This window comes from Paracoccus seriniphilus, assembly GCF_028553745.1.
GTDB classification, from domain to species: Bacteria; Pseudomonadota; Alphaproteobacteria; order Rhodobacterales; family Rhodobacteraceae; genus Paracoccus; species Paracoccus seriniphilus.
On record NZ_CP067130.1, the window covers coordinates 425,086 to 451,359 of the forward strand.

Here is a 26,274-nt window from a genome sequence, read left to right on the forward strand (position 1 = left end):
ATACGGTCAGACTGATGTCTCGGCCAGAATCCAGTTCAGGAAATGGCGCGATTTTTCGTTTTCCAGCATCATCGGCCCCCAACAGATATAGTAGTGCTCGGGCATACTGACGGATTCTTGCGAAATGCGGATCAGCCTGCCCAGACCCAGATCAACCGAGGCAAAGGACAGTTGTGCCAAGGCGATTCCCTGCCCGCTGGCAGCGGCTTCCAGCGCCGAACTGGACAGGGAATGGACCGAAACCGGCTTGTTTTTCGGCCCTGGCAGCCCCTGCGCCTCAAGCCATGTTCCCAGCCGCGGCACGGTGGTGGAATAGGCCGGACCCCAGTCGATATCCACCCAGGGCAGATCAGGCAGGCTGGCGGGGTCCAGCGCCTCGGGGTGCGCCTTGAGGAATTCGGGCGAACAGACCGGAAAGCAGACATCCTGAAACAGCGCGCGCGCATGGGGAAACATATCTGAAACAGTGCCATAGGTCAGACGGAACATATGGTCCAGAAATTCCGGCTCGGGTTCGCCATGGGTGGCATCAAGGCGAATCGACGTCTCTCCATAACGTGCCTCGAAACTGTGCAGACGGGGCTGCAGCCATTTGGACAGCAGGGTCGGCAGGCCGGACACGTGAATGTCCAGCTCGGACGCTTGCTGGGCCAGCAGCACCTGCGCCTGTTTCAGCTTGTCAAAGCCCGCCGTCAGAACGGCATGATAGGATTTCGCCTTGGGCGCCAACGCCGCGCGGCGACCGTCCTTCATGATCAGCGGCATCTGCAGCTGGTCTTCCAGCAGCTTGATCTGCTGACTGATGGCGCCGGGGGTCACGCCCAGCTCGCGCGCGGCGGCATTGACCGAGCCAAGTCTGCCAAAGCTTTCGAATGCCTGCATGGCGCGTAGCGGAGGAAGGATGGATCGCATAGTTTGCCTAAAGTATCTGGGTTGCGAACATCACATCTCAGGAATGCTGAACGGTACCGCTGCAAAACTGGTTTGTCACGTCCCAGTCAGTCACTTAGCGTAATTTCAGCGCATTTTAGCGCAATAAGAACAGACATAAACCCAGCCGACAACGCGACTTCCTTGTCGCATGCCAACAGGGCAGATCCGCCAGGAGAGATTCATGACATTTTCGACCAACCGCCGCAGTCTTATGTTGGGGGCCACCGCGCTGGGGGCCGCCACCGTTCTGGGTCTTTCCGGCAAACCCCTGCGTGCCCAGACACCGTCTTCGGGCGGAACGCTGCGCCTCGGCATCGGCGGCTTTGATTCCGGCGAGACGTTGAACCCGCAGGCGACGGAAACGAAATACATGCAGCACCTGCAATGGCAGCTGCGCAACAACCTGGTCGAGGTCGGCGCCGGTGGCGTTCTGGTCCCCGAACTGGCCACCAGTTGGGAGGCCAATGACGATCTGACCATCTGGACCTTCAAGCTGCGTCAGGGGATCGAATTTCACAATGGCAAGACCATGGATGCCGATGACGTCGTCTTCTCGGTCAATCTGCACCGCGGCGAGGACAGCTTCTCGCAGGTCAAGGCCCTGGCGGCCGTCATCGCAGATGTTCAGGCCAGCGCGCCAGACGAGGTGACCTTTACGCTGAATGCGCCCAACGCGGGCTTTCCCGCGGTTCTGTCGCTGACCTGCATGTATATTGTCCCGGCCGATGACATGAATTTCGACGCGGGCATCGGTACCGGTCCCTATATCCTGGAATCCTACGAGCCCGGCGTGAAATCCGTCGTGCGCAAGAACCCCAACTACTGGAAGGAAGGGCGCGGGCATTTCGACTCGGTCGAAATGCTGGCCATCCGCGACGTGAATGCCCGGACCACGGCGCTGCAAACCGGCCAGATCGATGCCATGAATGCCGTGGACACCACCACCGCCCCGTTGCTGGCGGCCATGCCGGGGATCGACCTGATCCAGACGCAGGGCAAGGTGCATTATGCCTTCAGCATGCTGACCACCGATCCGCTGTTTTCCGATCCGCGCGTGCGCAAGGCGATGAAACTGTCGATCAATCGCCAGGATATCGTCGACAAGGTTCTGAACGGCTTTGGTTCGATCGCCAATGACCAGCCGATTTCCAGCGCCTATCAGTATTACGATCCCTCGCTGGCGCAGCATGAATATGACCCCGAACAGGCCAGATCGCTGCTGAAGGCCGCAGGGGCCGAGGGGCTGACCACCACGCTTCACGCCTCGGACACGCCCTTCACGGGGGCCGTCGACGCCGCGCAATTGTTCAGCGGCCATGCCGCCGCCGCCGGCGTCAATATCACCGTCGCACGCGAGCCCGAGGATGGCTATTGGACCAATATCTGGGGCAAGAAACCGTTCTTCGCCACCCGCTGGTCCGGTCGCGCGAATGAAGACCTGATGCTGTCGCTGGCCTATTCCCGCGAATCTCTTGGCGATTACAATGAAACCAACTGGGACAATGAGGCCTTCAATCTGGCGCTGAATGCCGCGCGCTCGGAAAAGGATGATGCGAAACGTCGCGCCCTTTACGCCGAATGTCAGGCCATCATCGCCGAAGAAGGCGGCATGATCGCGCCGGTCTGGGCCGATCTTCTGGATGCCAAATCCAGCAAGCTGTCCACCGGAGAGAAAATCTCGGGCGACTGGGATCTGGATGGCAACCGCTGCGCGGAACGCTGGTGGTTCAACGCCTGATCCGTCACGAACGGCCGCCGCGCCCCCTGTCCGGCAGGGCGCGCGGCGGCTTCTGCAACACTGAAAAGTCACAAGAATGAATGAAAAACTGAATGCGCTTCTGGCGCAGTTGCAGCCGCAATTTGCCGAGCGGCTGGTGACCTCTGAGGCCATGCGCGAACATCACGGCAGCGGCGAAAGCCATCTTCCCCCCGCATGGCCTGACGCGGTGATCATGGTGCGCTCGACGCAAGAGGTCTCGGATGTGCTGGCCGCCTGCAACGAACACGAGGTGCCGGTGATCCCCTTTGGCGCGGGCTCATCCATCGAAGGGCAGATCCATGCGCCTCATGGCGGCATCAGCCTGGACATGTCGGCCATGGATGCAATCCTGTCGGTTGAAGAGGCCGATATGGATTGCACCGTGCAATGCGGTGTCACCCGCCAGGCCCTGAACGAGCATCTTCGCGCAACGGGGTTGTTCTTTCCGGTCGATCTGGGTGCCCATGCGACCCTGGGCGGCATGGCGGCCACGCGGGCCTCGGGCACGACAACGGTGCGCTATGGCTCGATGCGCGATCTGGTGCTTGGACTGACGGTCGTCATGCCCGATGGAGAGATCATCAGGACCGGGGGGCGGGCCCGCAAATCATCCGCAGGCTATGACCTGACCCGCCTGATGGTCGGCTCGGAAGGGACGCTTGGCGTCATTACCGAACTGACCCTGCGCCTGTTCGGCATCCCCGAGGCCTCGCAAACCGCCATGTGCAGCTTTGACAGCATTCAAGAGGCCACGGAAACCGTGGTCATGGCCTTGCAATGCGGGCTGGCGCTGAACCGGATCGAGCTGGCCGACACCCTGCAGATGCAGGCGATCAACCGCTACTCCAGGGCCGATCTGCCGGAATCTCCGACGTTGTGGGTCGAAATGACCGGCGCGGCCCCCACGGTCGAAAACGACATGGATACATTCGAAGGGCTGGCCGAAAGCGCCCGCAAGTTCGAACGCGCCACATCTGCCGAAGACGCCAGCCGCATCTGGCGTATCCGTCATGACGCGCTTTATGCCTCGCGCGCACTGCGTCCCGGCATCAAGGGGATTTCCACCGATGTCTGTGTGCCGATCTCGGCCCTGCCCTCATGTATCGGCGCGATACAGGAGGTGATCGCAACGACCTCTATCCAGGCACCTTTGGTCGGTCATGTCGGAGACGGGAATTTCCATCTGGTCCTGCTGTACGATCCCGCAGATGAGGATGAAATCCGCGAAGCCCGCCATATCAACGGCAGCCTGATCAAGATGGCGATCGAAATGGGTGGCACCTGCACCGGCGAACATGGCGTCGGGCTGGGCAAGAAAGCCTATCTGCCCGCCGAACATGGCCCCGCCCTTGGTGTCATGCGCCGCATAAAGCGCGCGCTGGACCCCCAGAACATCATGAACCCCGGCAAGATCTTCGATCTTTAGTGCACAGGACATCGCATGACCGCATCCTTTCCCCGTGACCTGATCCGTCAGGAAGTCGCCAATCTGCCCACCTACAATGCCGGGCTTGCCATGGACCGCTTCAAGGCCACCTATGGCATCGACTGCCTTGCCAAGCTGGACAGCAACGAAAGCCCGCTTGGCCCCTCGCCCCGTGCCATCGAGGCCATGCAACAGGCGGCTGCCGGAGTGGCGCGCTATCCCGATGCCGCGAATATGTCCCTGCGCGCGCTGGTTGGGGAACTGACCGGCACACAGCCGGAAAACGTCATCTTCGGCAATGGTTCGGAAGACCTGATCGGCGCGCTGTTTCGTGCCGTGATCCGTCCACAGGATCACGTGGTGACGATCTGCCCCAGCTTTGGCCTGCATGAATTCGGCGCGCTGACATTCGGCGCAAGGGTCACCAAGGTGCCCTTCAACGACGATTGGTCCTTCCCGGTCGAGGCCCTTTGTCAGCAGCTGCAGCGGAAACCGCGTGTGCTGATCTTTTCCTCTCCCAGCAATCCCGCCGGACCTGCCATCTCGGAACAGCAGTTCCGCCGGATCCTGACCGCAGCCGACCCCGAGACATTGATCTGTTTCGACGAAGCCTATGTCGAGTTCGTCGCGCCCGGCCAACGCTTTGACGCCTTGGCCGTGCTGGCGGAAAGCCGCAATCCCGCCATCGTCCTGCGCACGTTTTCCAAGGCCTATGGTCTTGCAGGGGCGCGGGTCGGCTATGGCATCGCCAGCGATCCGCAGTTGATTCAGGCGATGATGAAGACCCGCAATCCCTTTGGCGTGAACGCGCTGGCCGCCAGTGCCGCTGCCGAGGCATTGAAGGACAGCGCCCATCTGGCCCGCGTGGTCGCGCAGGCAACGCAGGAACGCGAACGCATCGCCGCCGCACTTTCTGCCAAGGGCTTTGCCTGCGCGCCATCGCAGGCGAATTTCCTGTTTTTCGATACGGGTGCCCCGGCCCATATCCTTGCCGAAAAGCTGCGCGGCAAGGGCGTGCTGATCAAGGCATGGCAGGAAGCGCCCTATGAAAACTGGGCCCGCGTCACCATGGGATCACCTGCCGAGAACGATATCTTCCTCGGCGCGCTATGACCGATCACCGGGCGTCGGCACCCTCGTCCAGCTTCAGCCAATACCGCGTGTGCCGACGCTCACCCGTTCTGCGAAGCGCCCCTTTCTGAACAAGATCATGCAGATCGCGCGTCGCCGTGGCGCGCGAGGTGCCGGTGATCTTCAGATAGTTCTCGGCACTCAGCCCTCCCGTGAATCCGGCAGGCCCCTCGCGAAAGATCCGCGCGATGGCCTTGGCCTGCCGGTCATTCAGATGATCGCGATGGCGGTCGTAAAAGCGCGCCTTGGCGATGAAGAAGCCAACCCGATCCAGCGTGACCTGCTGCGCGGTCAGGACCGTCCGGGCAAACCAGACAAGCCAGCCGGTCACATCCAGAGATTTCTGGTGCTGTTCCAGCTGCGCGTAATAGCTCTTGCGTTCCTGCTCGATGGTAAAGGCCAGCGAGATCAGGCTGGGCTGGCCGATGTTCTGGGCCAGGGACTTCTCGGCCAGGGCCCGTCCCAGACGCCCGTTGCCGTCCTCGAAAGGGTGGATGCTTTCAAAATAGAGATGCCCCAGCCCGGCCCGTGTCAATGCGGGCAAGGGCTGCGCGGCACCGGGGGCCGAGGCATTGAACCAGGCCAGATAGCGGTCCATTTCACCCGGAACCTGCGCCGATGGCGGTGCCTCGAAATGCACGGTCGGCCGATCCAGCCGCCCCGAGACAATCTGCATTGCATCGGCATGCTGGCGGTATTCGCCGATGGTTTCCAGCCTGCGATCATGGGACAGCAGCATCCGGTGCCAGCGAAACAATGTCTGATGGGTCAGCTTGGCGGCAAAGCCCGAATAGACATCGACCATCATTTCCGCCACGCCCTGTTCGCGCGGCTTGGCCGGATAGCTGTCGGGGTCCAGGCCCAGTTGTCGCCGCAATGAGGACTGTACGCTCAGCCGGTCAAGGAATTCGCCCTCGATGGCGCTGGTCTGCATTGCCTCGTCGCTCAACAGTTCGATGCGCAGTTGCTCGCGCTCGGACGGGGTGACATGATGCACCGCGCCAAGGATTTCGCCCGATGACAGCAGGAATTTCTGCTCATGAACGTCCAGCGCCGCCGGGTCATAGCGAAAATTCGGCCAATCGGGATCGGTCCAATTCCAGGGCATGAGCGATAGAAGTCCTTTCTATAACTCATGCATCGGATAATATTGAGCGATAGAAGTCAATCCTATCGCTCATTCCCCTTTGGTGCGCGGCGGCATCCCTGTTCCGGCGTCACAGATACCCGCGATAGGGCCGGCGCGTGAAACCCTGATGGACGTTGTTGATCATGGTCACGAAATCGAAGACCGGCAGATCGGTCGCGGCCTGAATGTCATGGGCATAGGGCGGCAGGTCCGAACATTCCAGCAGGATGGCCCCCAGGTCGGGATTGTCCTCTTGCAGCCTCAGCGCCCGCGCGACCGCCCCTGCCCGGATCGCATCATCGTCCAGCGTGCCGTCAGGATAGAAGATCGCCTGACGGAAGGGGGCGCAATCTTCCATGCCACCAATCGCCAGCGGAATATCGGCGGTGATGCCGGACCGTTCCAGATGCTCGCTCGACAGTTGCGACTGATCGGCGGTGATGATCCCCACGCGCCGTCCGGTGATCCTGTGCATGAAGGGCACCTGCAGCAGGCTGGACATGAAGACCGGGATATCCACCGACGCCGCGATTTCCTGCTGGAACAGCGCCATGAAGCCACAGGCCCCGGTAATGGCGCGAACGCCTTCGGCTTCCAGCTTGCGGGCGGCCTCTTTGAAAGGCTCCAGCAGGGACAGGTCGCGGTCAAAGATCAGCCGGTGATTGTCGGCGCCCTCGGCCACCGCATATCGCACCGGGAAATCATAGGTCGTCGCATTGGCGACATTGCCCGGAACATAGGGATATTCGCAATCAAGGACGATGATCCCGATTGTCTCGCCTGCCCAGTTCTGGCTCTTCTTCCGCGTCTTGTAGATCATGGGATGTTCTTTGCCCTGCCTTGCTTTGGGGGGTGTTCCGGGGCGGAAACGGGGGCCCGGTCGGGGCCCCCGCATCTGGATTACTGGACCAGCCGTGGTTCGCCGACATCCGTGGCGGTGCCCGGCATGCCGAATTCGACCATGATTTCCGTCAAACGGCCCGAGTCATGCAGATCGGTGACAATCTCGTTGATCGCACCCAGCAGATCGTCATTGCCCTTGGCCATCGGCAGCCCTGCCTGCGGCGGCGCGACCGAGGCCGCCACGCGTTCGTCGGGTTCGGTGACCACAAGCTTGATGTCCGTCAGCGCACCGCCCTGCTGGGCCGCCGTGCCGATGGCCATGCCGTCGATGGCGACCTCGATGCGGCTGGATTCAAGATCCTGATACAGCGCGACATAGTTGTTATACAGGCGCAGATCATCGCCAAGGATCTTCTTGAGCTCATTCACCCAGAGATAACCCTGAACGGTGCCGACCGGACGGCCCTCGAGCCCGGAAACCGTCGCCACGCCATCACGTGAAAACAGCCCCATCTGGTCGATATACAGCGGCAGGGACATGTCGACGACCTTGCCCCTTTCCGCCGTGCGGTAGAAATTGCCGATGGCAAGATCGGCGCGCCCGGATACGACATAGGGAATGGCGGTGGCATATTCGACCTGTTCGACCTTGATCTTCAGGCATTCGCGCGCGGCGATTTCCTTGACGATCTCGCCGTCGATCCCGGTCACGTCATCTTCGCTCAGCGGCGTCGAAAAGGGCGGGAACGTCGGCGCGGCGATGGTCAGAAAGCCCTCATCGACGGTCGTGACCTGATGCTGCGGCGTGCAATCCTGGGCGACGGCCTGCGTTGCCGCCAGAAGCGAGATCGCGGCAAGACCGGTTGAAACGACATTTTTCATATCGGCACCTTCCTGTTGAGTGATTGGTTTTAGTATTTCCTGCGGTTTTCAATCCAATGAACGATCATCGTCATCGGAATGCAGACCATCAGATACAGCAGCCCGGCAAGAACCAGGGCCGGCAGGTATTGGAACGTATTGGCCCCAATTTCATAGGCCTTGCTGGTCAGTTCCGGCAAAGCAATGGCAAAGCACAGCGAGGTGGTCTGAAAGATCAGGATGGCAAAGCCCAGCAGCGCGGGAATGGCAATCTTCAGCCCCTGCGGCATGATCACGAAACGCATCATGTCCATGCGGTTAAGTCCCACGGCCATCGCGGCCTCGCGCTGGCCCGCCGGCACCGATTGCAGCCCGGCACGGATGATCTCGCTGGTATAGGCCGCCGTTGTCCAGCTGAGCGCGACAACGCTGGCCCCAAAGGAACTGAGCGTCAGCCCGGCCGAGGGCAGGCCGAAATAGGCGAATTGCAACAGCACCAGCGAGGGTGCCCCGCGACCGATTTCAACCACCACCAGCGCCAGCGCATTGGACATGCGTGATTTCGACATCACGCCCAGGGACAGCAGAAAGCCGAAGGGCAGGCCGATCAGCAGGCTGACCATGGTGACCATCACGCTCACCTTCAGACCGGAAACCAGGTCGGGCAGCCAGTCTCCGCCTTGTGACAGAATCGTCGAGATCATCTGGACACCTTTTTCTGCATGCGGCTGCTGAGTTCGCGGGTGGCCCAGGCGACCGGCAGGCTGATCACGATATAGGCCAGCGCAACCATGCTGAAGACTTCCAGACCGCGATAGGTGGCCATGGCCTGCTGGTTGGCGACAAAGGTCATCTCTTTCACTCCGATGGTCGATGCGATGGCTGAATCCTTCAGCAGGCCGATCGCAAAGGTCGCAATGGCAGGCAGCGCCACGCGGAACAGCTGCGGCAGGATGATCTGGGTCCAGATGCGCGTGCGGCTGACCCCCAGCGCGGCAGCGCCTTCCCATTGCCCTGCATGGATCGACAGCAGGGCACCGCGATATATCTCGGCCATATAGGCGGATGAAATCAGCCCCATCCCGATGACCGCGGCCGGAAAGGGATCGATGCGCAGATAGCCGCTGCCCACCCCGAAGAAGATGACGAACAGCCAGACGATGGGCGGGATCGAGCGGATGAAGGTGATCACCGATGCGCTGAGAAAGCGCAGCCAGGCCATGCGCGATACCCGCGCCATCATCATCGGCACGCCCAGCAACATGCCCGCCAGCAGCGACAGCAGCGTCAGGGCAATGGTCCAGGGCAGCCCGCTGAGGATTTTTCCAAGAATCTCTGCCATCACCGGTCCCTGACCGCATGAAGGAAGCGCTGCGCACGTTCGGTCTGCGGGTTGCGCATGATTTCGGCACTGGGGCCATATTCGATGATCTTGCCATCCGCCATGATCATCACATGATCCGATACGCTTTCGGCGAAATGCATCTCGTGGGTCACGACGATCATGGTCATGCCCTCATCGGCCAGTTCGCGCATCACCGACAGCACCTCCAGCCCCAGTTCGGGGTCCAGCGCCGAGGTCGGCTCGTCAAACAGCATGACCTTGGGGTTCAGCGCCAGGGCGCGGGCAATGGCGATGCGCTGTTGCTGACCGCCCGAGCAGCGATGGGGATATTCTGCGGCCTTCGCCTCCAGCCCGACGCGGCGCAGCAATTCGATCGAGCGCGCATCCGCCTCGGCCTGCGATTTCCCCGCCACGCGCTTTTGCGCAAAGCTGACGTTTTCAAGAACCGTCATATGTGGAAACAGGTTGAAGGACTGAAACACCATGCCCGCCATGCGCCGCAACTGCAGGATCTCGCGCTGGCTGGGGTGGTTCTGGGCGTCGATGCGGACATCGGCCACTTCGATGGCGCCGCTGTCCGGGGTTTCAAGAAAGTTCAGGCAGCGCAGCAACGTGCTCTTGCCCGAGCCACTGGGTCCGATGATGGCCAGGACCTCGCCGGATTTCACGTCCAGATCGATTCCGCTAAGAACCTCAAGGGTGCCAAAGCTCTTGCTTAGCGAATCCACCCGAACAAGCGATTTTTCGTTTTTCGACAACAGTTTCTTCGCCCTTTCAATAATGCTCCGGGCGCGGCAATGCGCGACCGCCAGATTGACAATTCGACGGTGAGGGTTTCGGACGGATTCCCGGCCCGGGCCATCAGACCTGTCGATTGCGCCGATGTTTCGGTTCGCCAGGCTTCAGGAAAAATGTGCCGCGACATGTCCCTTTCAGAAATCAAGAAAAACTGGAGATCGGAAAGATTTTCTGTCGCGGAGCGGTTTTCCCTGCGGTGACGGCATGTGGCCGGCCAGATGAACCCGACCCGAAACCCGCCTCAGGCGTAGATATAGCCGCCAGAGACGATGATGTTTTCGCCGGTCATATAGGTGTTCTTGGGGCCACCAGCCATCAGAACCCATTCGGCCATTTCCTGAGGCTCTCCGCCCCGGCCAAGCGGGCTGGCCTTGGCCAGTTCGCCCAGAAAGCCCAGTTCGCGGGCCTTTTGCGTGGCCATGCCGGCGGGGGCCACGGAATTCACCAGAATGCCATCGGGGGCGACCTCTTGCGCCATGCTGCGCGTCAGGCTGACCACGGCGGCCTTGGTGGCGGCGTAATGGGCGTTTTGCGGATGCGCCTTGAAGGCATCGACCGAGGTGATGTTGACGATCCGCCCGCGGACATGCCCCTTGGGGTCCTGGCCCTGCATGCGCCGGATCGCGGCCACCATCATGTGATAGCTGCCCTTGACGTTGATCGCGTTCGAGGCATCCCAATCCGCATCGGTGATTTCAAGGATCGGCTTGCGCGGATAGATCGCCGCCGAATTGACCAGCGTGTCGATCCCACCCAGTTCATCCGCGACCTTGTTCAGCGCGGCATGGGCCGCATCCGCCGTGCGGATGTCGCAGGCCGCGAAGGCCGCCGGAATGCCTGCCTCGCGCGCGGGGGCCAGCGCCTCTTGCGCGGCCTCGGCGTTGATGTCGATGATGCCAAGCGCCGCTGCGCCATTTTCGACCGCCATGCGCGCGATCAGGGCACCCAAACCGGCGCCGCCGCCAACGATTACGACTGAAAGTCCCTGCATCTCTGTCCGTCCTTACTTCTTGTCCTGAGCGCCCGTCGAGGTCGCCTGATACGTGGGAAGAATATCGAACCGCGCGACATCCACGGCGCGCGGCAAATTCCAGATCGACAACACCATCTCGGCCACATCCTGCGGCTGCACGGCGGTATTGCCCGCATACATCTTTGCGCGGGCTTCCTCGGACAGCAGATCGCGATACAGGCCGCTTTCGACGCGCCCGGCAACAATCTCGGTCACGCGGACATCATGCGGGGCCAGATCCAGCCGCAGGGCCTGGGCAAAGCCGCCAATGGCCGCCTTGGTGGCGCAATAGACCGCCAGATTGGCAAAGGGCGCATGACCTGCGGTCGATCCGGTAAAGAAGATATGCCCCCTGCCCCGCTGGCGCATGCCCGGCGCAATGGCCCGCGTCACCTGCATGGCCGAGGTCAGATTGACGGTGATGGCGCGGGTGATCTCTTCCTCCGGAAGATCGCAGAAATTCACCATCGGCGGCATCATGCCCGCGTTGTTGATCAGGATGTCGGGGGTCAGCCCGGCCAGCGCGTCCATGGCCGCCGGATCGGCCAGGTCAAGCTGCAAGCCCTTGATGCCCTGTGCCTCCAGTTCGGCCAGTGCTTCGGCGCGCCGTCCCACGGCAATCACCTCATGCCCCGCCTGATGCAGCGTCAATGCAATCGCCCGACCAATTCCGCTGGTGGCGCCTGTTACCAATGCCTGAGTCATGTGAGGTTCCTTTCACTGGGCAACCTGCCGCAATCGGCGCCGCATCCAAATCAAGAAAAGCGCCAGATCGACAAGTTTTGGTTGTTGATCGAGGTTCGGGATCCGCCGTCAGCCCTTTGCCCAGTCTTCCGCAGCGATCCATTTGCAGAAGGCGGCAATCGAGCTGACCCGGCGATGTGCCCGTGGCAGGACCAGATAGAAACCCGGCACATGTTCGCGTGCCATGTCCCGCATGATCCCGCGACCGAATGGGGCGACCAGCTTGCCCAGCTTCAAATCCTCATCGGCATCTATGGTCGAGATCAGCCCGACGCCCAGCCCGGCCACCGTGGCCCGGCGCATGGTTGCGGCATCCTGAAAGCGGATCGCCGCCTGCGAGACCTCGGCCGACAGTCCCAGATGGGACAGCACATCCGGCCAGAGCCGATCCGACAGGACCGGATGCAACAGCGCCTGGCTTGCCAGGTCTTCGGGAGAGGCCATCTTGCGGGCAATGTCGGGCGTGCAGCAGATTTCCTTGTAGTCATACATCAGCAGCGTGGATTCATAGGGCTTCCAGCTGCCATAGCCCCATTGAATCGCGACATCGACATCATCGGCCACGAAATCCGGCAGTTCGACCATGGTCGTCAGCCGCAGGTCGGAATCGGTCAGGGTTTCGCGAAATTTCGCAATCCGATCAAGCAGGTATCGCGTCGCGAAATAGGGGCTGGCATTCACATTGATGCGGTTGCGCCGCCCGACCTTGGTGACCCGGCGCACGCCTTCTTCCATTTCCTCGAAGGCAGACTGGACATAATGTGCCAGCAGGATCGCCTGCTCATTCGGTTCGATGACGCGGCCCTTGCGTTCGAACAGCTCCAGCCCGAGGGTTTCCTCCAGCAGCTTGATCTGCTGGCTGACGGCCTGCGGTGTCACCAGCAGATCGTCGGCCGCACTGCGAAAGCTGCGATGACGCACGGCGGTGTGAAACACCCGCAACGCATTCAGCGGCGGCAGGCGAAAGGGGCGGTCGCTCATGCCCGCCCCTTTGCGATGTCTCTCCTGCGTATCACAGGCATCTTTTCCGTCCTTGTCTGTCGATCAGATGACCGCCTTTTCCAGGAAAGGCCGATTTTCGACAATACGTTCATAGCCGACCTCGGACAGATCCAGCGTCCGGAAGCCACCATAGATGATCAGTTCGGACACGGCGCGACCTGCCGCCGGTCCCTGCTGAAGGCCATGCCCCGAATATCCATTGGCGTAAATAAAATTTTTCACTTCGGGATGCGGACCGACGATCAGATTGTGATCCAGGGTGTTGAAGTCATAGTGGCCTGCCCATTGATTGACCACCTTGATGGCTTCGAAGGCCGTTGCCCGTTCGGCCAGCGCCGGCCAGATGATTTCCTCGAATTCATCGTAGCGCGGCTCGAAGTCATCCCAATCCACGGCCGGATCCTCGACCGGGGGACAGCCCGACAGGAAATAGCGTCCTTCGGGGCGGCAGAAGACGCCAGAGGGATCGATCATCAGCGGAAGGCGGCCTTCATTGACCGTGGCCGAGCCTTCTGGCGTCTGCGCGCAGTCAAAGACGAACAGGCTGCGCTTGCGCGGCTCGACCGGAACATCCAGCCCGGCCATCCGCGCCGCCAGCGCCGCACGGGGACCGGCGGCATTCACGATGTTGCCCGCCTTGATCACCGCACCCGACTTCAGCGTCACCGTGGTCACGCTGTCCCCGTCGCGCCCGATGGCCACGACCTCATCGGTGACATATTCTGCGCCCTGTTCGCGCGCCTTGGCCTTGAAGCCATACATCAGCCCGGTGTTGTTGAACCAGCCTTCGCCGGAATTCCCGTATGAGGCCAGCAGGATGTCATCGACATTCAGATGGGGAAAGGCGCGCGCCAGTTCCTCCTGGTTCCACAGCACCACATCCGCCCCGCAAGCACGCTGAACCTCGTGGTTCTCGCGCAGGGTGCGGGCCTGTTCCTCGGTATTGGCCAGGAACAGATAGCCGCCGGGATGGAAATTCAGGTCCGGCTCGGGTTCCGAGGCCACCTGCATGGTCTGGGCAAAATTGCGGATGAACTCGCTGCCATATTGGCTGATGCGGACATTGATCGGATTCGAGAACTGCACCCGGATCGACGAGGAGGACAGCGATGTCGCCGCCTTCTGATAGCTGGGGTCGCGTTCCACGACCAGGACCGAGCCGTTGAAATCGGGATTGGCGGTCAGGAAATAGGCCACCGCCGAACCGATCACCGCCCCGCCAATGATCACCACGTCATAGCTGTCGTTCATTTCGATGCCTCGTCATCAGGATGGCCCAGTTTCACGAACCAGCCGCCCAGGCATTGCACGGTCGGATCATGGGGATCGGGCGGCGCGGTGCTGGCCTCGACGGCCGCGCGATAGCCCTCGGTGTTGTCCTCGGGATGGAAACCCAGATGCGCCGCCAGCCGGTTGTCCACGGGTTTCACCGTGTTGTCCGACAGGCCGAAGGAGATGGTGCAGCCCACGCTTGGCGCGGTCAGCGCGGCAATGACCAGCCGGACACAATCGTCAAAGCTGAGCCATGACCACAGCATCCGCCGGTCGGCCGGTTGCGGGAAAGAGGAAAAGATGCGCAGCGCCACGCTTTCGATGCCGAACTTGTCCCAGTAAAGCTGGCCGAGGTTTTCGACAAAGCATTTGGACAGCCCGTAAAAGCTGTCCGGGCGCTGGCGGGCATTGGCGTCGATATGATCCTGCAGCTTGTGATAGCCGATGGCATGGACCGAAGAGGCATAGATCACCCGCGTGACGCCATGTTTGCGCGCGCCTTCATAGATGTGATAGCTGCCCCGGATATTCGAGTTCAGGATATCTTCCCAGGGCCGTTCCAGCGGTGCGCCACCGAAATGGACGATCACATCGACGCCCTCGATGGCAGCGTGGACGGCCGCTTCATCGGACAGATCAAAGGTCAGCGCCTCTTCATTGGGCTGGATATCCTGAATTTCGGCCATATCGGCAAGGCGCAGCCTGCGCGCCAGCGGGGCAAGACCACGGCGCAACTCGGTGCCCAGCCGCCCTGCGGCACCGGTGATCAGGATGGTATCGAAACGCGGCGCGGTCATGCGGTCACCTCTGCGGTTTCAAGCGCGCCCACGGCGCGGGCAATGCGGTCAAGGGCCTCGGTCAGAACCTCGTCCGACGTGGCAGTGGAAATGCGGAAGAAGGGCGACAGCCCATATGCCGCGCCGGGCACCGAGCCGACATGACCTTCCTTCAGCAGATAATTCGAAACAGCGGTGTCATCGGCCAGAATCTCGCCCGCAGGCGTGCGCCGTCCGATCAGATCAGCGCAACCGATATAGGCATAGAAGGCACCCTCCGGGGCCGACAGGGTCAGCCCGTCGATCTGCCCGACGCGATCCACGACCAGATCGCGGCGGCGCTGAAAGGCCTCGCGGAACCGGGCGATGCAATCCTGCGGCCCACTGAGGGCGGCCAGCGCGGCGGCCTGCATCGGCGCAGCGACCGAGGTCACGCTTTGGCTTTGCACGGTATTCATCGCCTTGATCAGCGGTGCCGGACCCATGGCATAGCCCACCCGCCAGCCGGTCATGGCATAGGCCTTGGCCACGCCGTTCACGATCAGGCTGCGCTCTTTCAGTTCCGGGCAGGCCCGACCCCAGCTGATGAACTCGCGTCCGTCAAAGATGATATGTTCGTAGATCTCGTCCGACAGCACCAGAACCTGCGGATGCCTGGCCAGAACCGCACCCAATGCGCGCAGCTCCTCTTGCGAATAGACCGCGCCCGAGGGGTTGCCCGGCATGTTCAGGAACAGCCATTTCGTGCGCGGCGTGATCGCGGCATCCAGCACCTCGGGCGTCAGGCGAAAGCCGTTTTCCGCCCGACAAGGCGCGACAACCGGAACGCCGCCCAGCAGCTTGACCATCTCGGGGTAGCTGACGAAATAGGGCGCGGGCAGGATCGCCTCGTCACCCTCGTCCAGCGTCGCCATCAGCGCATTGAAGATGATCTGCTTGGCCCCATTGGCCACCACGACATCCTCGGGGGCACAGTCCAGCCCGTTCTCGCGCTGGAATTTCAGCGCGATCTGCTGGCGCAGCGCAGGGGTGCCCGCGGCGGCTGTATAAAGCGTCTCGCCCGCCAGCGCGGCCTCATGCGCGGCCTGCGCGATATGGGCAGGGGTCGGGAAATCCGGCTCTCCCAGCCCCAGGTCGATCACATCGACACCGGTTGCCCGCAGCGCCTTGGCGGCCTGCGAGGCGGCCATTGAAGCCGAGGGTTTCACCACCGCAAGGCGTTTTGCCACATAGCTCATTCGGACTTCTCCGTCACATAGCCCTTGGAAATGTCTTCGGCCCGCGCGCTTTCGCTGCGCCGCGCCGGATCGCCCAGACCGCCGCCACCGGGCAGATGCAGGATCAGCTTGCGCCCGGCGGGGACATGCTGCCAGCCCTTGGGCTTGAGCTGCGTGCCATCGTCCAGCTCGACACGGCCCGCAGCGCCATCCTGCCCGCCATCGCGGCCACGGGCGGCATGGCCCACACGGTCAAACATCGCCGAGAAATCGAACTCATGCCCCGGCGCGGCCTCGATCTCGATGATCTGGCCAAGGCCGCCACGATATTCGCCCGCGCCGCCGGAATCGGGACGCAGTTCCTTGCGCCAGACGGTGATCGGGCCGGTCTGCTCGGTCGCCTCGATGGGCATTGTATGCACGCCCGAGGGGAATGCCGTCGCCGACAGACCGTCCAGCGTGGGACGTGCGCCCATCCCGCCCGAGTTGAACATCAGCATCTCGGCGCGCCGCCCATCCTGACCGGCCACGGGGCGGGCCGAGATATGGATGTTCCACAGCGCTGCCGCGCCTTCGGCCAGGATCTGCCCCGGCATTGCCTTGGCCACGGCCCCCAGCACGAGGTCGGGCACCATATGGCCCAGCACATGGCGCAGGCTGACCGGTGCCGGACGCTGCGCATTCAGGATATTGGGCGGAGAGGCGACCGTGAACAGTTCCAGCGAGGCCCAGTTGTTGGGAATATCGGGTGCCACCACGCATTTCAGCGCATAGCAGGCATAGGCCTTGGTATAGATCAGCGGCACATTGATGCCCCAGCGGCTTTGGCCGTCAGTGCCGGTGAAATCGACATGCACAAGATCATCGCCAAAGCTGACCGTCGCCGCCAGATTGACCGGCTGGTCATAGCCATCGGTGGCCAGCTCGTTCGACCAGCTTCCCTGCGGCAGCGCGCGGATGCGCTCAAGCATGGCGGTGCGGGTGCGCGAAAAGATGAATTCGCCCAGATCGTCCAGATTGCTCAGGCCGATCTCTTCCATCATGGCGATCAGCCGGCGATGGCCCACGTCATTGCAGGCCGCCAGCGAGAAGAAATCGCCCACCACCTGATTGGGTTCGCGCACATTGCTGCGCAGCAGGCGGATCAGATCCTCGTTCACCGCGCCCCGCTCGGCAAATTTCATGATCGGGATCTGGATGCCCTCTTCATAGACGGATTTCCCGTCGGCACCGAAACCGCGCCCGCCGACATCGACGACATGGGCGGTGCAGGCAAAGAAACCGACCAGCTCATCGCCCTTGAACGAGGGCGAAACCATGGTGATGTCATGCAGATGGCCCGTGCCCTTCCAGGGATCATTGGTGACATAGGTATCGCCCGGATACATGCGGTCGCGTCCGATTTCCGCGATGAAATGCAGCACCGCCTCGGCCATGGTGTTCACATGGCCCGGCGTTCCGGTGACCGCCTGCGCCAGCATCCGCCCCTGCGGGTCAAAGACGCCGGCCGACAGGTCCCCGGCCTCGCGGACCGAGGTCGAAAAGGCCGTGCGCAACAGCGTCATGGCCTGTTCCTCGACGACCGAGATCAGCCGGTTCCACATCACCTGCATGTGGATTTCACGGGTCGCATCCTGAGTTCTGGCGTTCATGCCGCGATCTCCTTGCGGGTCAGAAGAAGGGTGCCGTCCGCCTGCATCACCACATCGAAGGGCGAGGTCACGACGGTCGAGGTTTCGCGCTCGACGATCACTGCCGGGCCGCTGACACGGGTGCCGGGGGTCAGGCTGTCGCGCGCAACAATCGAGGTTTCCAGCATCTTGCTGGCGCTGGGATCAAAGACCGCCCGCGTCGAGGGCTGATCGGATCTGTCCGAGCCGCGGGTGATCCGCATCCGCTCGGGCACGGGTTGCTGGTCCTGGGCCTTGACCGAGAAGGTGACGATCTCGATTTCCAGCCCCTCCAGCCCGTCAATCGCGCGGCCGAAGAACTGCGCATATCTTTCACGAAAGCTTTCGCGCAGCGCGGCCACATCGCTGGCGTCAAACTCACGATCCGGCAAGGGAACGGGAATTTCCCAGCCCTGCCCGACATAGCGCATGAAAGCGGTGATCTCGCGCTGGATCGCCCCATCCGTGCCCGCGCGGACGAAGCCCTCGGCGGTGGCCTTCAGATCGGCCAGCAGGGCGTTGACCAGGGCCGGGTCGAATTCCGACAGGCGCACGATCTGCGAAGCCAGCGCCTCGTAGCCGAAGGGAGCCTTGAGAAAGCCGATGGCCGAACCGACCCCCGCGCCCGGCGGGATCAGGCATTCATCGATTCCCAGCTTCTCGCACAGCCGCGCGGCGTGCAGCGGCGCGGCCCCGCCAAAGGCGATCATGATATTGTCCGAGATGTTCTTGCCGTTCTCGACCGCATGGACGCGGGCGGCATTGGCCATGTTCTCGTCCACGACCTCGACAATGCCGAAGGCGGCCGCCTCGGCTGGCAGATTCAGCCTGTCGCCCACATCGCGGCTGATGGCCGCCTGCGCATCCTCGGTGGACAGGCGAATGGCACCGCCGGCGAAATTGTCGGGGTCCAGCTTGCCCAGAACCAGATCGGCGTCGGTGATGGCGGGGCGTTGACCGCCGCGCTGGTAACAGGCCGGACCGGGTTCCGAAGCGGCCGATTCCGGGCCAGTCTGGATGCGCCCCATGGCATCGACCCAGGCGATTGAACCACCCCCGGCGCCGATCTCGATCATCTCGATCACCGGAATGGAAATCGGCATGCCCGATCCCTTGCAGAACCGATAGGTGCGGGCGACCTCGAAGGTGCGGGCGGTCTTGGGCTGGGAATCCTCGATCAGGCAGATCTTGGCGGTGGTGCCGCCCATGTCGTAGCTGACCACATTGTCCAGACCAAAGCGCTGCGCCACATCGGCGGCAAAGATCGCGCCGCCCGCCGGGCCGGATTCGACCAGCCGCACGGGAAATTCCGCGGCGGTTTCCACCGAGATCAGCCCGCCGCCGGAATGGATCATGAAGACCGGACAGGTCGCGCCCATCTCGGCCAGGCGAACCTGAAGCCGGGCAAGATAGTCGGCCATCTGCGGGCGCACATAGGCATTGGCGCAGACCGTGTTGAACCGCTCGAACTCGCGCATCTGCGGCGAGACTTCGGCCGAAATCGAGATCGGCACATCCACGCGGGCGGCGATGATCTCGCGCGCACGGCGTTCATGTTCGGGGTTCATGTAGGAATGGATGAAACCGATGGCGACGGCCCCGAAACCCTCGGCGGCGATCCGGTCGGCAATCTGTTCCAGCGCGGCCTCGTCCAGCGGCGCCAGCTCCTGCCCCTGCGCGCCGATCCGCCCCCTGACCACGAAACGGTCTTCGCGCGGGATCAGCGGCGTCGGCAGTTTCAGGTTGAGGTCATACTGCTCGAACCGGTTTTCGGTGCGCATCTCGATGACATCCCGAAACCCTTCGGTGGTGATCAGCGCGGTGCGCGCGCCACGGCGTTCGATCAGCGCATTGGTGGCCAGGGTGGTGCCATGGATCACGATATCCAGATCGGACATCGAAATGCCGGCATCCCGCGTCACGATCTCGATCCCGTCCAGAATGGCCTGTTCGGGGGCGCTGTAATTGGTCAGCACCTTGGTCGAGAACATCTCTCCCCGGCATTCAAGGGCGATATCGGTGAATGTGCCGCCGATATCCGCACCCAAACGTATCTGTTGTCGGGTGGCGCTCATGACGTTTCCTTCGATTTCTGTGCGGCTTGCCGCATCTGTGTCAGGGTCTGGCGAGGGGTCAGGGCCTCGGGTGAAATCTGCAGTTCCAGCAACGCACCGGTGCGCGAGGCGCGGGCACGGGCAAAGGCGGCGGGGAAATCCTCGGTCGCCTCGACCCGTTCGGCGTGATAGCCATAGGACTGCGCCAGCATCACGAAATCGGGGTTTTCCAGTTCGGTTCCCGAAACGCGCGCGGGATAGTTGCGTTCCTGATGGGCGCGGATCGTGCCATAGATGCCATTGTTCAGCACCAGAATGATGGGCTGCGCGCCTGCCTGCATGGCCGTGCCAAGCTCTTGACAATTCATCTGGAAATCGCCGTCACCAGCAAAGCAGACCACCATGCGTTCGGGACAGGCCACCTTGGCGGCCACAGCAGCGGGCACGCCATAGCCCATCGCCCCCGATTGCGGGGCCAGCAGCCGCGCTTGCGGTCCGAACTTGTAGAATTTGTTGGGCCAGACGGTGAAATTCCCCGCGCCATTGGTCAGGATGGCATCCTCGGGCAGCACTTCGCGCAGATGGGCCGTGACCAGACCCATATCGACGGGCGAGGGCTGGGCGGGCAGTTCGAAACCCTCCAGATAGGCCTTGCGTCCCTGCGCGCACCAGTCCTGCCAATCGCCGCTGACCGGGCGCAGCGCCCCGGAAAAGGCATTCGGTCCGGCCTGAATTCCCAGGGTCGGCTGATAGATCTTGCCGATCTCGCGGTCCGAGGCATGGACATGGATCAATGTCTGACTGGGGACCGGCACGTTCAGCAGGCTGTAGCCATCGGTGGTCATCTCGCCAAAGCGGACATTGATGGCCAGGATGACATCGGCATCGCGGATCAGCGCCTTGACATGGCCGGGCATGCCGACACCGGCCTCGCCTGCGTAAACCGGCGAGAAATTGTCGAACTGATCCTGATAGCGAAAGGCCGCCACGACCGGAATATGGCTGGCCTCGGCAAATTCCTGCAGCGCCGCCTGCCCCGCGCCGGTCCAGTTGCAGCCACCCATCAGCACCAGCGGCCGCTGCGCGGTTTGCAGCAGCTTCAGCGTCTCGGAAACAGCTTCGACCGTGGGGGCCGGTTCGGCGACACGGGCCGGGCCGCGCAGCGGCGCGACATCGGTCAGGCTGGTCAGCATGTCCTCGGGCAGCGCGATGACCACCGGTCCGGGACGGCCCGTGGTGGCTGTCGTCCAGGCGCGGGCAAGGATTTCGGGAATCCGCGCGACATCATCGATCTCGACCGCCCATTTCGCCATGGTGCCATAAACGGCGCGATAGTCGATTTCCTGAAACGCCTCGCGGCCCTTCATGTCGGTGCCGACCTGTCCGACGAAAAGGATCATCGGCGCCGAATCCTGCATCGCGGTATGCACCCCGATCGAGGCATTGGTGACGCCCGGCCCACGGGTGACAAAGCACAATCCCGGCTGCGCCATCAGCTTGCCCCAGGCTGCCGCCATGAAGGCCGCGCCGCCTTCGTTGCGGCACAGGACGAAATCAAGCTCTCCCTTGCTGTCATGCAGCGCATCCAGCACCGCAAGATAGCTTTCGCCGGGCACACCGAACCCCTTTGTCGCGCCCAGGGCGACAAGGCTCTCCACCAGAAGCTGGCCTCCGTTGCGCATTTCAATATCCTTTCTGCCCCCGCGTCCTGACGTTGCCCGGGGCGTAAATGAACCTGCGTGTCGAGATGATCTTGCCCCGAAGCCGGGTCCGGCAAAATCAAGATCTGCGGCCGATCGACAAGTTTTACTTGTCAGTGACCGGCCGCAATTGCCTGCCTGACAGGGCAGTTCCCGGCCTATCCGGCCTGAACATAGGCCGTCTTGACCGCAGTATAGAAATCCATCGCCATGCGGCCCTGTTCGCGCCCGCCAAGGCTGGAGGCGCCACGCCCGCCAAAGGGAACATGGTAATCGACACCGGCAGTCGGCAGGTTGACCATCACCATCCCCGACTTCGAAGCCCGCCGGAATGCCGTCGCATGTTTCAGCGATGTCGTGCAGATCCCCGAGGACAGCCCGTAGGCGGTGTCATTGGCAACGGCCAGCGCCTCGTCGAAATCGGCGACCCGAATGACCGAGGCACAGGGCCCGAAAATCTCTTCGCGCGAAGAACGCATCTGGTTGTTCGCATTCAGGAACAACGCCGGAGCCTGGAAATGGCCGGGGCGGTCCAGAGCCTCTCCGCCGATCACCTCGCATCCCTCCTCTCCTGCCAGCCGGACATAGTCCAGATTGCCCGCAAGCTGTGCCTCGGACACGACCGGCCCGATCTGCACACCGTCCAGCAGCGGATCGCCGATCTTCAGCGTCGCCATGGCCTGCTGCATCCGCGCGACAAAGGCATCATGGATACCCGCGGTGACGATCAGGCGCGAAGAGGCCGTGCAGCGCTGACCCGTCGAAAAGAACGCGCCGTTCAGGCAGGCATCCACCGCGACATCCAGATCGGCGTCATCCAGCACCACCATCGGGTTCTTGCCGCCCATCTCAAGCTGGACTTTCTTCAGCCCCTGCGCGCAGCCGACAGCAATGCCGCGCCCCACACGCTCGGACCCGGTGAAAGAGATTGCCGCGACATCGGGATGATCGACCAGCGCCTGCCCGATGACCGAGCCGCTGCCCATGACCAGATTGAACACGCCGGCAGGGCAACCTGCCTCGACAAGAATTTCTGCCAGAAGATGTGCACATCCGGGTGTCAGATCGGCCGGTTTCAGGATGACCGCATTCCCCGCCGCAAGGGCCGGGGCGGCCTTCCATGCCGGAATGGCAATCGGAAAATTCCACGGCGTGATCAGCCCGACCACGCCCAGAGGCTCGCGCGTGACCTCGACTTCGACACCGTCGCGGATCGAGTTCAGCTTTTCGCCGGGATTGCGCAGGGCCTCTCCCGAGAAGAAATGGAACAGTTGCGCGGCGCGCAGCGCCTCTCCCCTGGCCTCGGGCAGCGTCTTGCCCTCTTCACGCGCCAGCAACCTCCCGATTTCGTCATTGCGTGCCAGCAGCAGATCGCCCGCGCGGCGCAGCACATCCGATCGCAGCTGCGGCGAGGCTGCCGCCCAGCCCGGTTGGGCGGCACGGGCTGCGGCGACGGCTCGGGAAAGGTCATCGGCCCCGGCACGGGCATACAGCCCGATCACCTCGTCGGGATTGGCGGGATTGCGGTTTTCGCTGAAAGCCCCCGTCTCGACCCATTCTCCGCCTATCAAGTTGCGCTTGCAATCGGGCATGGCTGCCTCCTGTCATCCAGAATCTGGCGCAACTATTCACGATCTGCGACGGGTCGACCGCCAAGAAGAACTGAAGTTCGACAAGTTTCCCTTGAAGACATGCCGGCAAGCTTCCCGACAGCCGCAGGATCGGAAGATCCCCGGATACGAAAAACTGTCTCACCGAGACACCCGCGCCACACCATCGGCGCAAATCCCCGCCGGGCTGATATTCCGGATGCATGAAAACGGCCCGCCCAAGGCTGGATTCACACAAGAAACAGGCATCCCAGAGGAGGAGATGGATATGCCCGGACAATGGACATCGAACTGGCAGGAAGTCGAAAACTGGCACGAGTTCCGTCCCGAAATGATCTGCGATGACTTCGATCCGATCATGAAGGACTGGAAACTGGTCCACCTCGGAATCGTCGTGAAGAAGATGGATCCCGTGGTCAACTTCTGGAAGAAGACCGGCATTGCCCAATTCGACAACAAGAGCTTTATCTTCGACGCCTCCGGCCCGGTTCCCGGATTGAAATACTATGGCGAACCCTGCGACCCCGAATTCAAGGCGCGCTGGCGCGTCGGGCAGATCGGCGCGATCCCGGTGGAAATCGGGGAAATGCTGGGCGGACGCTCTCCTTACAAGGATCATCTCGACAAATTTGGCGAAGGCATCCACCATGTCGCCTTCTCGACGCCGAACTGGCAGGAATCCTATGACTATCTGGTCTCGAAAGGGATGCCCTGCATGATGGAAGGCTCGCTTGGCGGCTGGGCCTATTTCGACGCCCATGCCCTGGGCGGTGGCGTCAATATCGAGCTGATCGACTTCAACACCAAGGGCTACGACTGGTTCGCGCGGCTGGTGGACTGATCGCTGCGGCCAATGGTGTCGGCCTTCGAAGGGCCGCCACCTGCGGCGCGGACAATCGTTTCACGGACAGCCCATGAAGAGGAGGTTTTGATGTCACCGTCACATGAGACACAGCATTGGATGTATCGGAACATGGTGCTCAGTCGCCGGTTCGAGGAGAGGATTGCGAAGATTTATTTCGAGGGGAAGACACCGGTTTTCAACATGGCGAACGGCCCGATTCCCGGTGAGATGCACCTGTCGGACGGGCAGGAGCCGGTCGCGGTCGGGGTCTGCGCGCATCTGACACCCGAGGATATCGTGACGGCGACGCATCGCCCGCATCATCAGGCCATCGCCAAGGGGGTGGACCTGGATCGGATGGCGGCCGAGATTTTCGGCAAGGCCACGGGTCTGTCGGGCGGTCGCGGCGGGCATATGCACATTTTTGACCCGGAGGTGAACTTTGCCTGCTCCGGCATCATCGCCCAGGGGATGGGGCCGGCCGTGGGGGCCGCGCTCAGCCGCAAGATGCAGGGCAAGCCCGGCGTCGCGGTGGCCTTTGTCGGCGAAGGGGCCGTGAACCAGGGCGGCTGGCACGAGGCGATGAATCTTGCCGCAGTGTGGAAGCTGCCCTTCGTCTGCGTCATCGAGGACAACGGCTGGGGCATTTCGGTCGCCAAACAGACCGCCAGCGCCGTGGCCAGCAACGCCGATCGCGCCGCGGCCTATGGCATCCCGGGCAAGCGCGTCGAGGGCAATGACCCCTATGCGATCCATGAGGTCGCCGGCGAGGCCATTGCCCGGGCGCGTGCGGGTGACGGCCCGACGCTGATCGAGGTCGAGACCTATCGTCTTGCCGGGCATTTCATGGGCGATGCCGAAGGCTATCGGCCCAAGGGCGAGAAGGAGGCCCTGTTCGAAAAGGACCCCATTCCCAGAATGCGCGCAAGGCTGATCGCGGATGGCATCGCCAGCGCGGCCGAGCTGGATGACATCGAAGCCGCGGCCGCCGCGCGTGTCGAAACGGCGATCACCTTTGCCCGCGACAGCGCGGACCCCGCCCCCGAAGACGCGCTGACGGCCGTTTTCGCATGATCTCTGGGAGGAAGACATGACCAAACCGAATGAAAGAAAGCTGACCATTGCCCGCGCCATGGCCGAAGCCGTGGCCCAGGAAATGCGCGTCGATCCTTCAGTCTTCGTCATGGGCGAGGACATCGGCACGCTGGGGGGCGTTTACGGCAACACGCGCGGGCTGCTCGACGAATTCGGCAGCGAACGCATCCGCGACACGCCGATCTCGGAAACCGCCTTCATCGGGGCGGCCGTCGGTGCCGCCCAGGACGGGATGCGACCCGTGGTCGAACTGATGTTTGTGGACTTCTTCGGCGTCTGCTTTGACGCGATCTACAATCTGATGGCCAAGAACATCTATTTCTCGGGCGGGAACCTGAAGGTGCCGATGGTGCTGATGACCTCGACCGGCGGGGGCTATTCCGACGGCGGACAGCATTCGCAATGCGTCTATGGCACATTCGCGCATCTGCCGGGAATGAAGGTGGTGGCGCCGTCGAACGCCTATGACGCCAAGGGTCTGATGACCGCCGCCATGCGCGACGACAGCCCGGTCGTCTACATGTATCACAAGGGCCTGCAGGGCATGGGCTGGCTGGGCACCGAAGCCGGTGCGACGGTACATGTCCCCGAGGAAAGCTACACGGTCGAGATCGGCAAGGCCAGGGTGGCCCGCGCGGGCAAGGATGTGACCATCGTCAGCCTTGGCATGGGCGTGCATCATGCGCTCAGGGCCGCCGACAAACTGGAAGCCCAGGGCGTCAGCGCCGAGGTGGTGGATCTGGTCAGCCTTGTCCCGCTGGATCGTGACACGATCCGCGCCAGCGTGGCCAGGACCGGGCGGCTGATCGTGGTGGACGAGGATTACATGTCCTATGGCGTCTCGGGCGAGATCATCGCCAGCGTGACCGAACATGACATCTCGGTCCTGAAAGCCGCGCCCAGGCGCGTGGCCTTCCCCGATGTGCCGATCCCCTTTGCCCGGGTGATGGAACAATATTGCCTGCCCGATGCCGACAAGATCGTCGCCGCATGGGCCGGAATGCAGGCCGCCTGAACAGGCCCGATCACACAGCAACAGGAATTGCCGGGGTC

23 protein-coding genes are annotated in these 26,274 nt (G+C 62.5%); 6 read left to right on the forward strand and 17 right to left on the reverse strand.

Annotated features, from left to right (window positions below; all coding sequences use genetic code 11):
- Positions 1–6: 6 nt before the first annotated feature.
- Positions 7–912 (reverse strand): LysR substrate-binding domain-containing protein, encoded by a 906-nt coding sequence (locus JHW44_RS15615; RefSeq protein ID WP_089344284.1) that lies wholly within the window; start codon positions 910–912, stop codon positions 7–9.
- Positions 913–1,114: 202 nt separating this feature from the next.
- Between JHW44_RS15615 and JHW44_RS15620 the strand changes: the two genes are divergently transcribed.
- The 3 genes from JHW44_RS15620 to hisC all read left to right on the forward strand — a co-directional run bounded on the left by JHW44_RS15620 (position 1,115) and on the right by hisC (position 5,231).
- Positions 1,115–2,671, forward strand: a complete 1,557-nt coding sequence (locus JHW44_RS15620; RefSeq protein ID WP_179217706.1) for an ABC transporter substrate-binding protein — start codon at positions 1,115–1,117, stop codon at positions 2,669–2,671.
- A 76-nt stretch (positions 2,672–2,747) separates the two neighbouring features.
- Positions 2,748–4,118 (forward strand): FAD-binding oxidoreductase, encoded by a 1,371-nt coding sequence (locus tag JHW44_RS15625; protein WP_089344286.1) that lies wholly within the window; start codon positions 2,748–2,750, stop codon positions 4,116–4,118.
- A 15-nt stretch (positions 4,119–4,133) separates the two neighbouring features.
- Positions 4,134–5,231, forward strand: a complete 1,098-nt coding sequence (gene hisC, locus JHW44_RS15630; RefSeq protein WP_089344287.1) for a histidinol-phosphate transaminase — start codon at positions 4,134–4,136, stop codon at positions 5,229–5,231.
- A 4-nt stretch (positions 5,232–5,235) separates the two neighbouring features.
- Here the strand turns inward: hisC and JHW44_RS15635 are convergent, their stop codons facing one another.
- The 16 genes from JHW44_RS15635 to JHW44_RS15710 all read right to left on the reverse strand — a co-directional run bounded on the left by JHW44_RS15635 (position 5,236) and on the right by JHW44_RS15710 (position 23,264).
- Positions 5,236–6,357, reverse strand: coding sequence for a Fic family protein (locus JHW44_RS15635; RefSeq protein ID WP_089344288.1), 1,122 nt, complete (start codon positions 6,355–6,357; stop codon positions 5,236–5,238).
- A 109-nt stretch (positions 6,358–6,466) separates the two neighbouring features.
- Positions 6,467–7,198: an aspartate/glutamate racemase family protein gene (locus JHW44_RS15640; protein ID WP_089344289.1), complete on the reverse strand. Its 732-nt coding sequence runs from the start codon at positions 7,196–7,198 to the stop codon at positions 6,467–6,469.
- Positions 7,199–7,278: 80 nt separating this feature from the next.
- On the reverse strand, positions 7,279–8,103 hold the full coding sequence (locus JHW44_RS15645; RefSeq protein WP_089344290.1) for a substrate-binding periplasmic protein: 825 nt from the start codon (positions 8,101–8,103) through the stop codon (positions 7,279–7,281).
- Between the two features lie 29 nt (positions 8,104–8,132).
- Positions 8,133–8,783 (reverse strand): amino acid ABC transporter permease, encoded by a 651-nt coding sequence (locus JHW44_RS15650; protein ID WP_179217720.1) that lies wholly within the window; start codon positions 8,781–8,783, stop codon positions 8,133–8,135.
- Entirely contained in the window at positions 8,783–9,424 is a 642-nt protein-coding gene (locus JHW44_RS15655; protein WP_089344292.1) for an amino acid ABC transporter permease, read from the reverse strand. The genes JHW44_RS15650 and JHW44_RS15655 overlap by 1 nt, the downstream gene beginning before the upstream one ends.
- A complete protein-coding gene (locus tag JHW44_RS15660; RefSeq protein ID WP_179217707.1) occupies positions 9,424–10,185 on the reverse strand; it encodes an amino acid ABC transporter ATP-binding protein in 762 nt (253 codons plus the stop codon). Before JHW44_RS15660 ends, JHW44_RS15655 begins: the two co-directional genes overlap by 1 nt.
- A 281-nt stretch (positions 10,186–10,466) precedes the next feature.
- The gene (locus tag JHW44_RS15665) at positions 10,467–11,216 is read right to left on the reverse strand and encodes an SDR family NAD(P)-dependent oxidoreductase (RefSeq protein ID WP_089344294.1); all 750 of its coding nucleotides are present in this window, start codon (positions 11,214–11,216) and stop codon (positions 10,467–10,469) included.
- Between the two features lie 12 nt (positions 11,217–11,228).
- Positions 11,229–11,942 carry an SDR family oxidoreductase gene (locus JHW44_RS15670; protein ID WP_089344295.1) on the reverse strand — a complete coding sequence of 238 codons (714 nt, stop codon included), beginning with the start codon at positions 11,940–11,942 and terminating at the stop codon, positions 11,229–11,231.
- Positions 11,943–12,050: 108 nt separating this feature from the next.
- Positions 12,051–12,962 carry a LysR substrate-binding domain-containing protein gene (locus JHW44_RS15675; RefSeq protein ID WP_089344296.1) on the reverse strand — a complete coding sequence of 304 codons (912 nt, stop codon included), beginning with the start codon at positions 12,960–12,962 and terminating at the stop codon, positions 12,051–12,053.
- Positions 12,963–13,025: 63 nt separating this feature from the next.
- On the reverse strand, positions 13,026–14,234 hold the full coding sequence (locus JHW44_RS15680; RefSeq protein ID WP_089344297.1) for an NAD(P)/FAD-dependent oxidoreductase: 1,209 nt from the start codon (positions 14,232–14,234) through the stop codon (positions 13,026–13,028).
- Entirely contained in the window at positions 14,231–15,052 is an 822-nt protein-coding gene (locus tag JHW44_RS15685; protein WP_089344298.1) for an NAD-dependent epimerase/dehydratase family protein, read from the reverse strand. The genes JHW44_RS15680 and JHW44_RS15685 overlap by 4 nt, the downstream gene beginning before the upstream one ends.
- Entirely contained in the window at positions 15,049–16,269 is a 1,221-nt protein-coding gene (locus JHW44_RS15690; RefSeq protein ID WP_089344299.1) for a pyridoxal phosphate-dependent aminotransferase, read from the reverse strand. Before JHW44_RS15690 ends, JHW44_RS15685 begins: the two co-directional genes overlap by 4 nt.
- Positions 16,266–17,900, reverse strand: coding sequence for a hydantoinase B/oxoprolinase family protein (locus JHW44_RS15695; protein ID WP_089344300.1), 1,635 nt, complete (start codon positions 17,898–17,900; stop codon positions 16,266–16,268). Before JHW44_RS15695 ends, JHW44_RS15690 begins: the two co-directional genes overlap by 4 nt.
- Positions 17,897–19,993 carry a hydantoinase/oxoprolinase family protein gene (locus tag JHW44_RS15700; RefSeq protein WP_089344301.1) on the reverse strand — a complete coding sequence of 699 codons (2,097 nt, stop codon included), beginning with the start codon at positions 19,991–19,993 and terminating at the stop codon, positions 17,897–17,899. Before JHW44_RS15700 ends, JHW44_RS15695 begins: the two co-directional genes overlap by 4 nt.
- Positions 19,990–21,654: a thiamine pyrophosphate-dependent enzyme gene (locus tag JHW44_RS15705; protein WP_089344302.1), complete on the reverse strand. Its 1,665-nt coding sequence runs from the start codon at positions 21,652–21,654 to the stop codon at positions 19,990–19,992. Before JHW44_RS15705 ends, JHW44_RS15700 begins: the two co-directional genes overlap by 4 nt.
- Positions 21,655–21,830: 176 nt before the next feature.
- The gene (locus JHW44_RS15710; protein ID WP_089344303.1) at positions 21,831–23,264 is read right to left on the reverse strand and encodes an aldehyde dehydrogenase family protein; all 1,434 of its coding nucleotides are present in this window, start codon (positions 23,262–23,264) and stop codon (positions 21,831–21,833) included.
- Between the two features lie 280 nt (positions 23,265–23,544).
- Between JHW44_RS15710 and JHW44_RS15715 the strand changes: the two genes are divergently transcribed.
- The 3 genes from JHW44_RS15715 (at position 23,545) to JHW44_RS15725 (ending at position 26,236) form a co-directional block, all read left to right on the forward strand.
- Positions 23,545–24,123, forward strand: a complete 579-nt coding sequence (locus tag JHW44_RS15715) for a VOC family protein (protein WP_272850319.1) — start codon at positions 23,545–23,547, stop codon at positions 24,121–24,123.
- A gap of 120 nt (positions 24,124–24,243) precedes the next feature.
- Positions 24,244–25,200, forward strand: coding sequence for a thiamine pyrophosphate-dependent dehydrogenase E1 component subunit alpha (locus JHW44_RS15720; protein WP_089344305.1), 957 nt, complete (start codon positions 24,244–24,246; stop codon positions 25,198–25,200).
- Positions 25,201–25,216: 16 nt separating this feature from the next.
- Entirely contained in the window at positions 25,217–26,236 is a 1,020-nt protein-coding gene (locus tag JHW44_RS15725; protein ID WP_089344306.1) for an alpha-ketoacid dehydrogenase subunit beta, read from the forward strand.
- Positions 26,237–26,274: the final 38 nt, after the last annotated feature.

Bases quoted from the DNA above. Each gene is read 5' to 3' on its own strand.
- JHW44_RS15705 (WP_089344302.1), bottom strand. From the start codon at position 21,654: ATGCGCAACGGAGGCCAGCTTCTGGTGGAGAGCCTTGTCGCCCTGGGC.
- JHW44_RS15645 (WP_089344290.1), bottom strand. From the start codon at position 8,103: ATGAAAAATGTCGTTTCAACCGGTCTTGCCGCGATCTCGCTTCTGGCG.
- JHW44_RS15670 (WP_089344295.1), bottom strand. From the start codon at position 11,942: ATGACTCAGGCATTGGTAACAGGCGCCACCAGCGGAATTGGTCGGGCG.
- JHW44_RS15695 (WP_089344300.1), bottom strand. From the start codon at position 17,900: ATGAACGCCAGAACTCAGGATGCGACCCGTGAAATCCACATGCAGGTG.
- JHW44_RS15615 (WP_089344284.1), bottom strand. From the start codon at position 912: ATGCGATCCATCCTTCCTCCGCTACGCGCCATGCAGGCATTCGAAAGC.
- JHW44_RS15640 (WP_089344289.1), bottom strand. From the start codon at position 7,198: ATGATCTACAAGACGCGGAAGAAGAGCCAGAACTGGGCAGGCGAGACA.
- JHW44_RS15685 (WP_089344298.1), bottom strand. From the start codon at position 15,052: ATGACCGCGCCGCGTTTCGATACCATCCTGATCACCGGTGCCGCAGGG.
- JHW44_RS15625 (WP_089344286.1), top strand. From the start codon at position 2,748: ATGAATGAAAAACTGAATGCGCTTCTGGCGCAGTTGCAGCCGCAATTT.
- JHW44_RS15715 (WP_272850319.1), top strand. From the start codon at position 23,545: ATGGATATGCCCGGACAATGGACATCGAACTGGCAGGAAGTCGAAAAC.
- JHW44_RS15680 (WP_089344297.1), bottom strand. From the start codon at position 14,234: ATGAACGACAGCTATGACGTGGTGATCATTGGCGGGGCGGTGATCGGT.
- JHW44_RS15725 (WP_089344306.1), top strand. From the start codon at position 25,217: ATGACCAAACCGAATGAAAGAAAGCTGACCATTGCCCGCGCCATGGCC.
- JHW44_RS15675 (WP_089344296.1), bottom strand. From the start codon at position 12,962: ATGAGCGACCGCCCCTTTCGCCTGCCGCCGCTGAATGCGTTGCGGGTG.
- JHW44_RS15710 (WP_089344303.1), bottom strand. From the start codon at position 23,264: ATGCCCGATTGCAAGCGCAACTTGATAGGCGGAGAATGGGTCGAGACG.
- JHW44_RS15620 (WP_179217706.1), top strand. From the start codon at position 1,115: ATGACATTTTCGACCAACCGCCGCAGTCTTATGTTGGGGGCCACCGCG.
- JHW44_RS15700 (WP_089344301.1), bottom strand. From the start codon at position 19,993: ATGAGCGCCACCCGACAACAGATACGTTTGGGTGCGGATATCGGCGGC.
- JHW44_RS15665 (WP_089344294.1), bottom strand. From the start codon at position 11,216: ATGCAGGGACTTTCAGTCGTAATCGTTGGCGGCGGCGCCGGTTTGGGT.
- JHW44_RS15720 (WP_089344305.1), top strand. From the start codon at position 24,244: ATGTATCGGAACATGGTGCTCAGTCGCCGGTTCGAGGAGAGGATTGCG.
- JHW44_RS15635 (WP_089344288.1), bottom strand. From the start codon at position 6,357: ATGCCCTGGAATTGGACCGATCCCGATTGGCCGAATTTTCGCTATGAC.
- JHW44_RS15690 (WP_089344299.1), bottom strand. From the start codon at position 16,269: ATGAGCTATGTGGCAAAACGCCTTGCGGTGGTGAAACCCTCGGCTTCA.
- JHW44_RS15655 (WP_089344292.1), bottom strand. From the start codon at position 9,424: ATGGCAGAGATTCTTGGAAAAATCCTCAGCGGGCTGCCCTGGACCATT.
- hisC (WP_089344287.1), top strand. From the start codon at position 4,134: ATGACCGCATCCTTTCCCCGTGACCTGATCCGTCAGGAAGTCGCCAAT.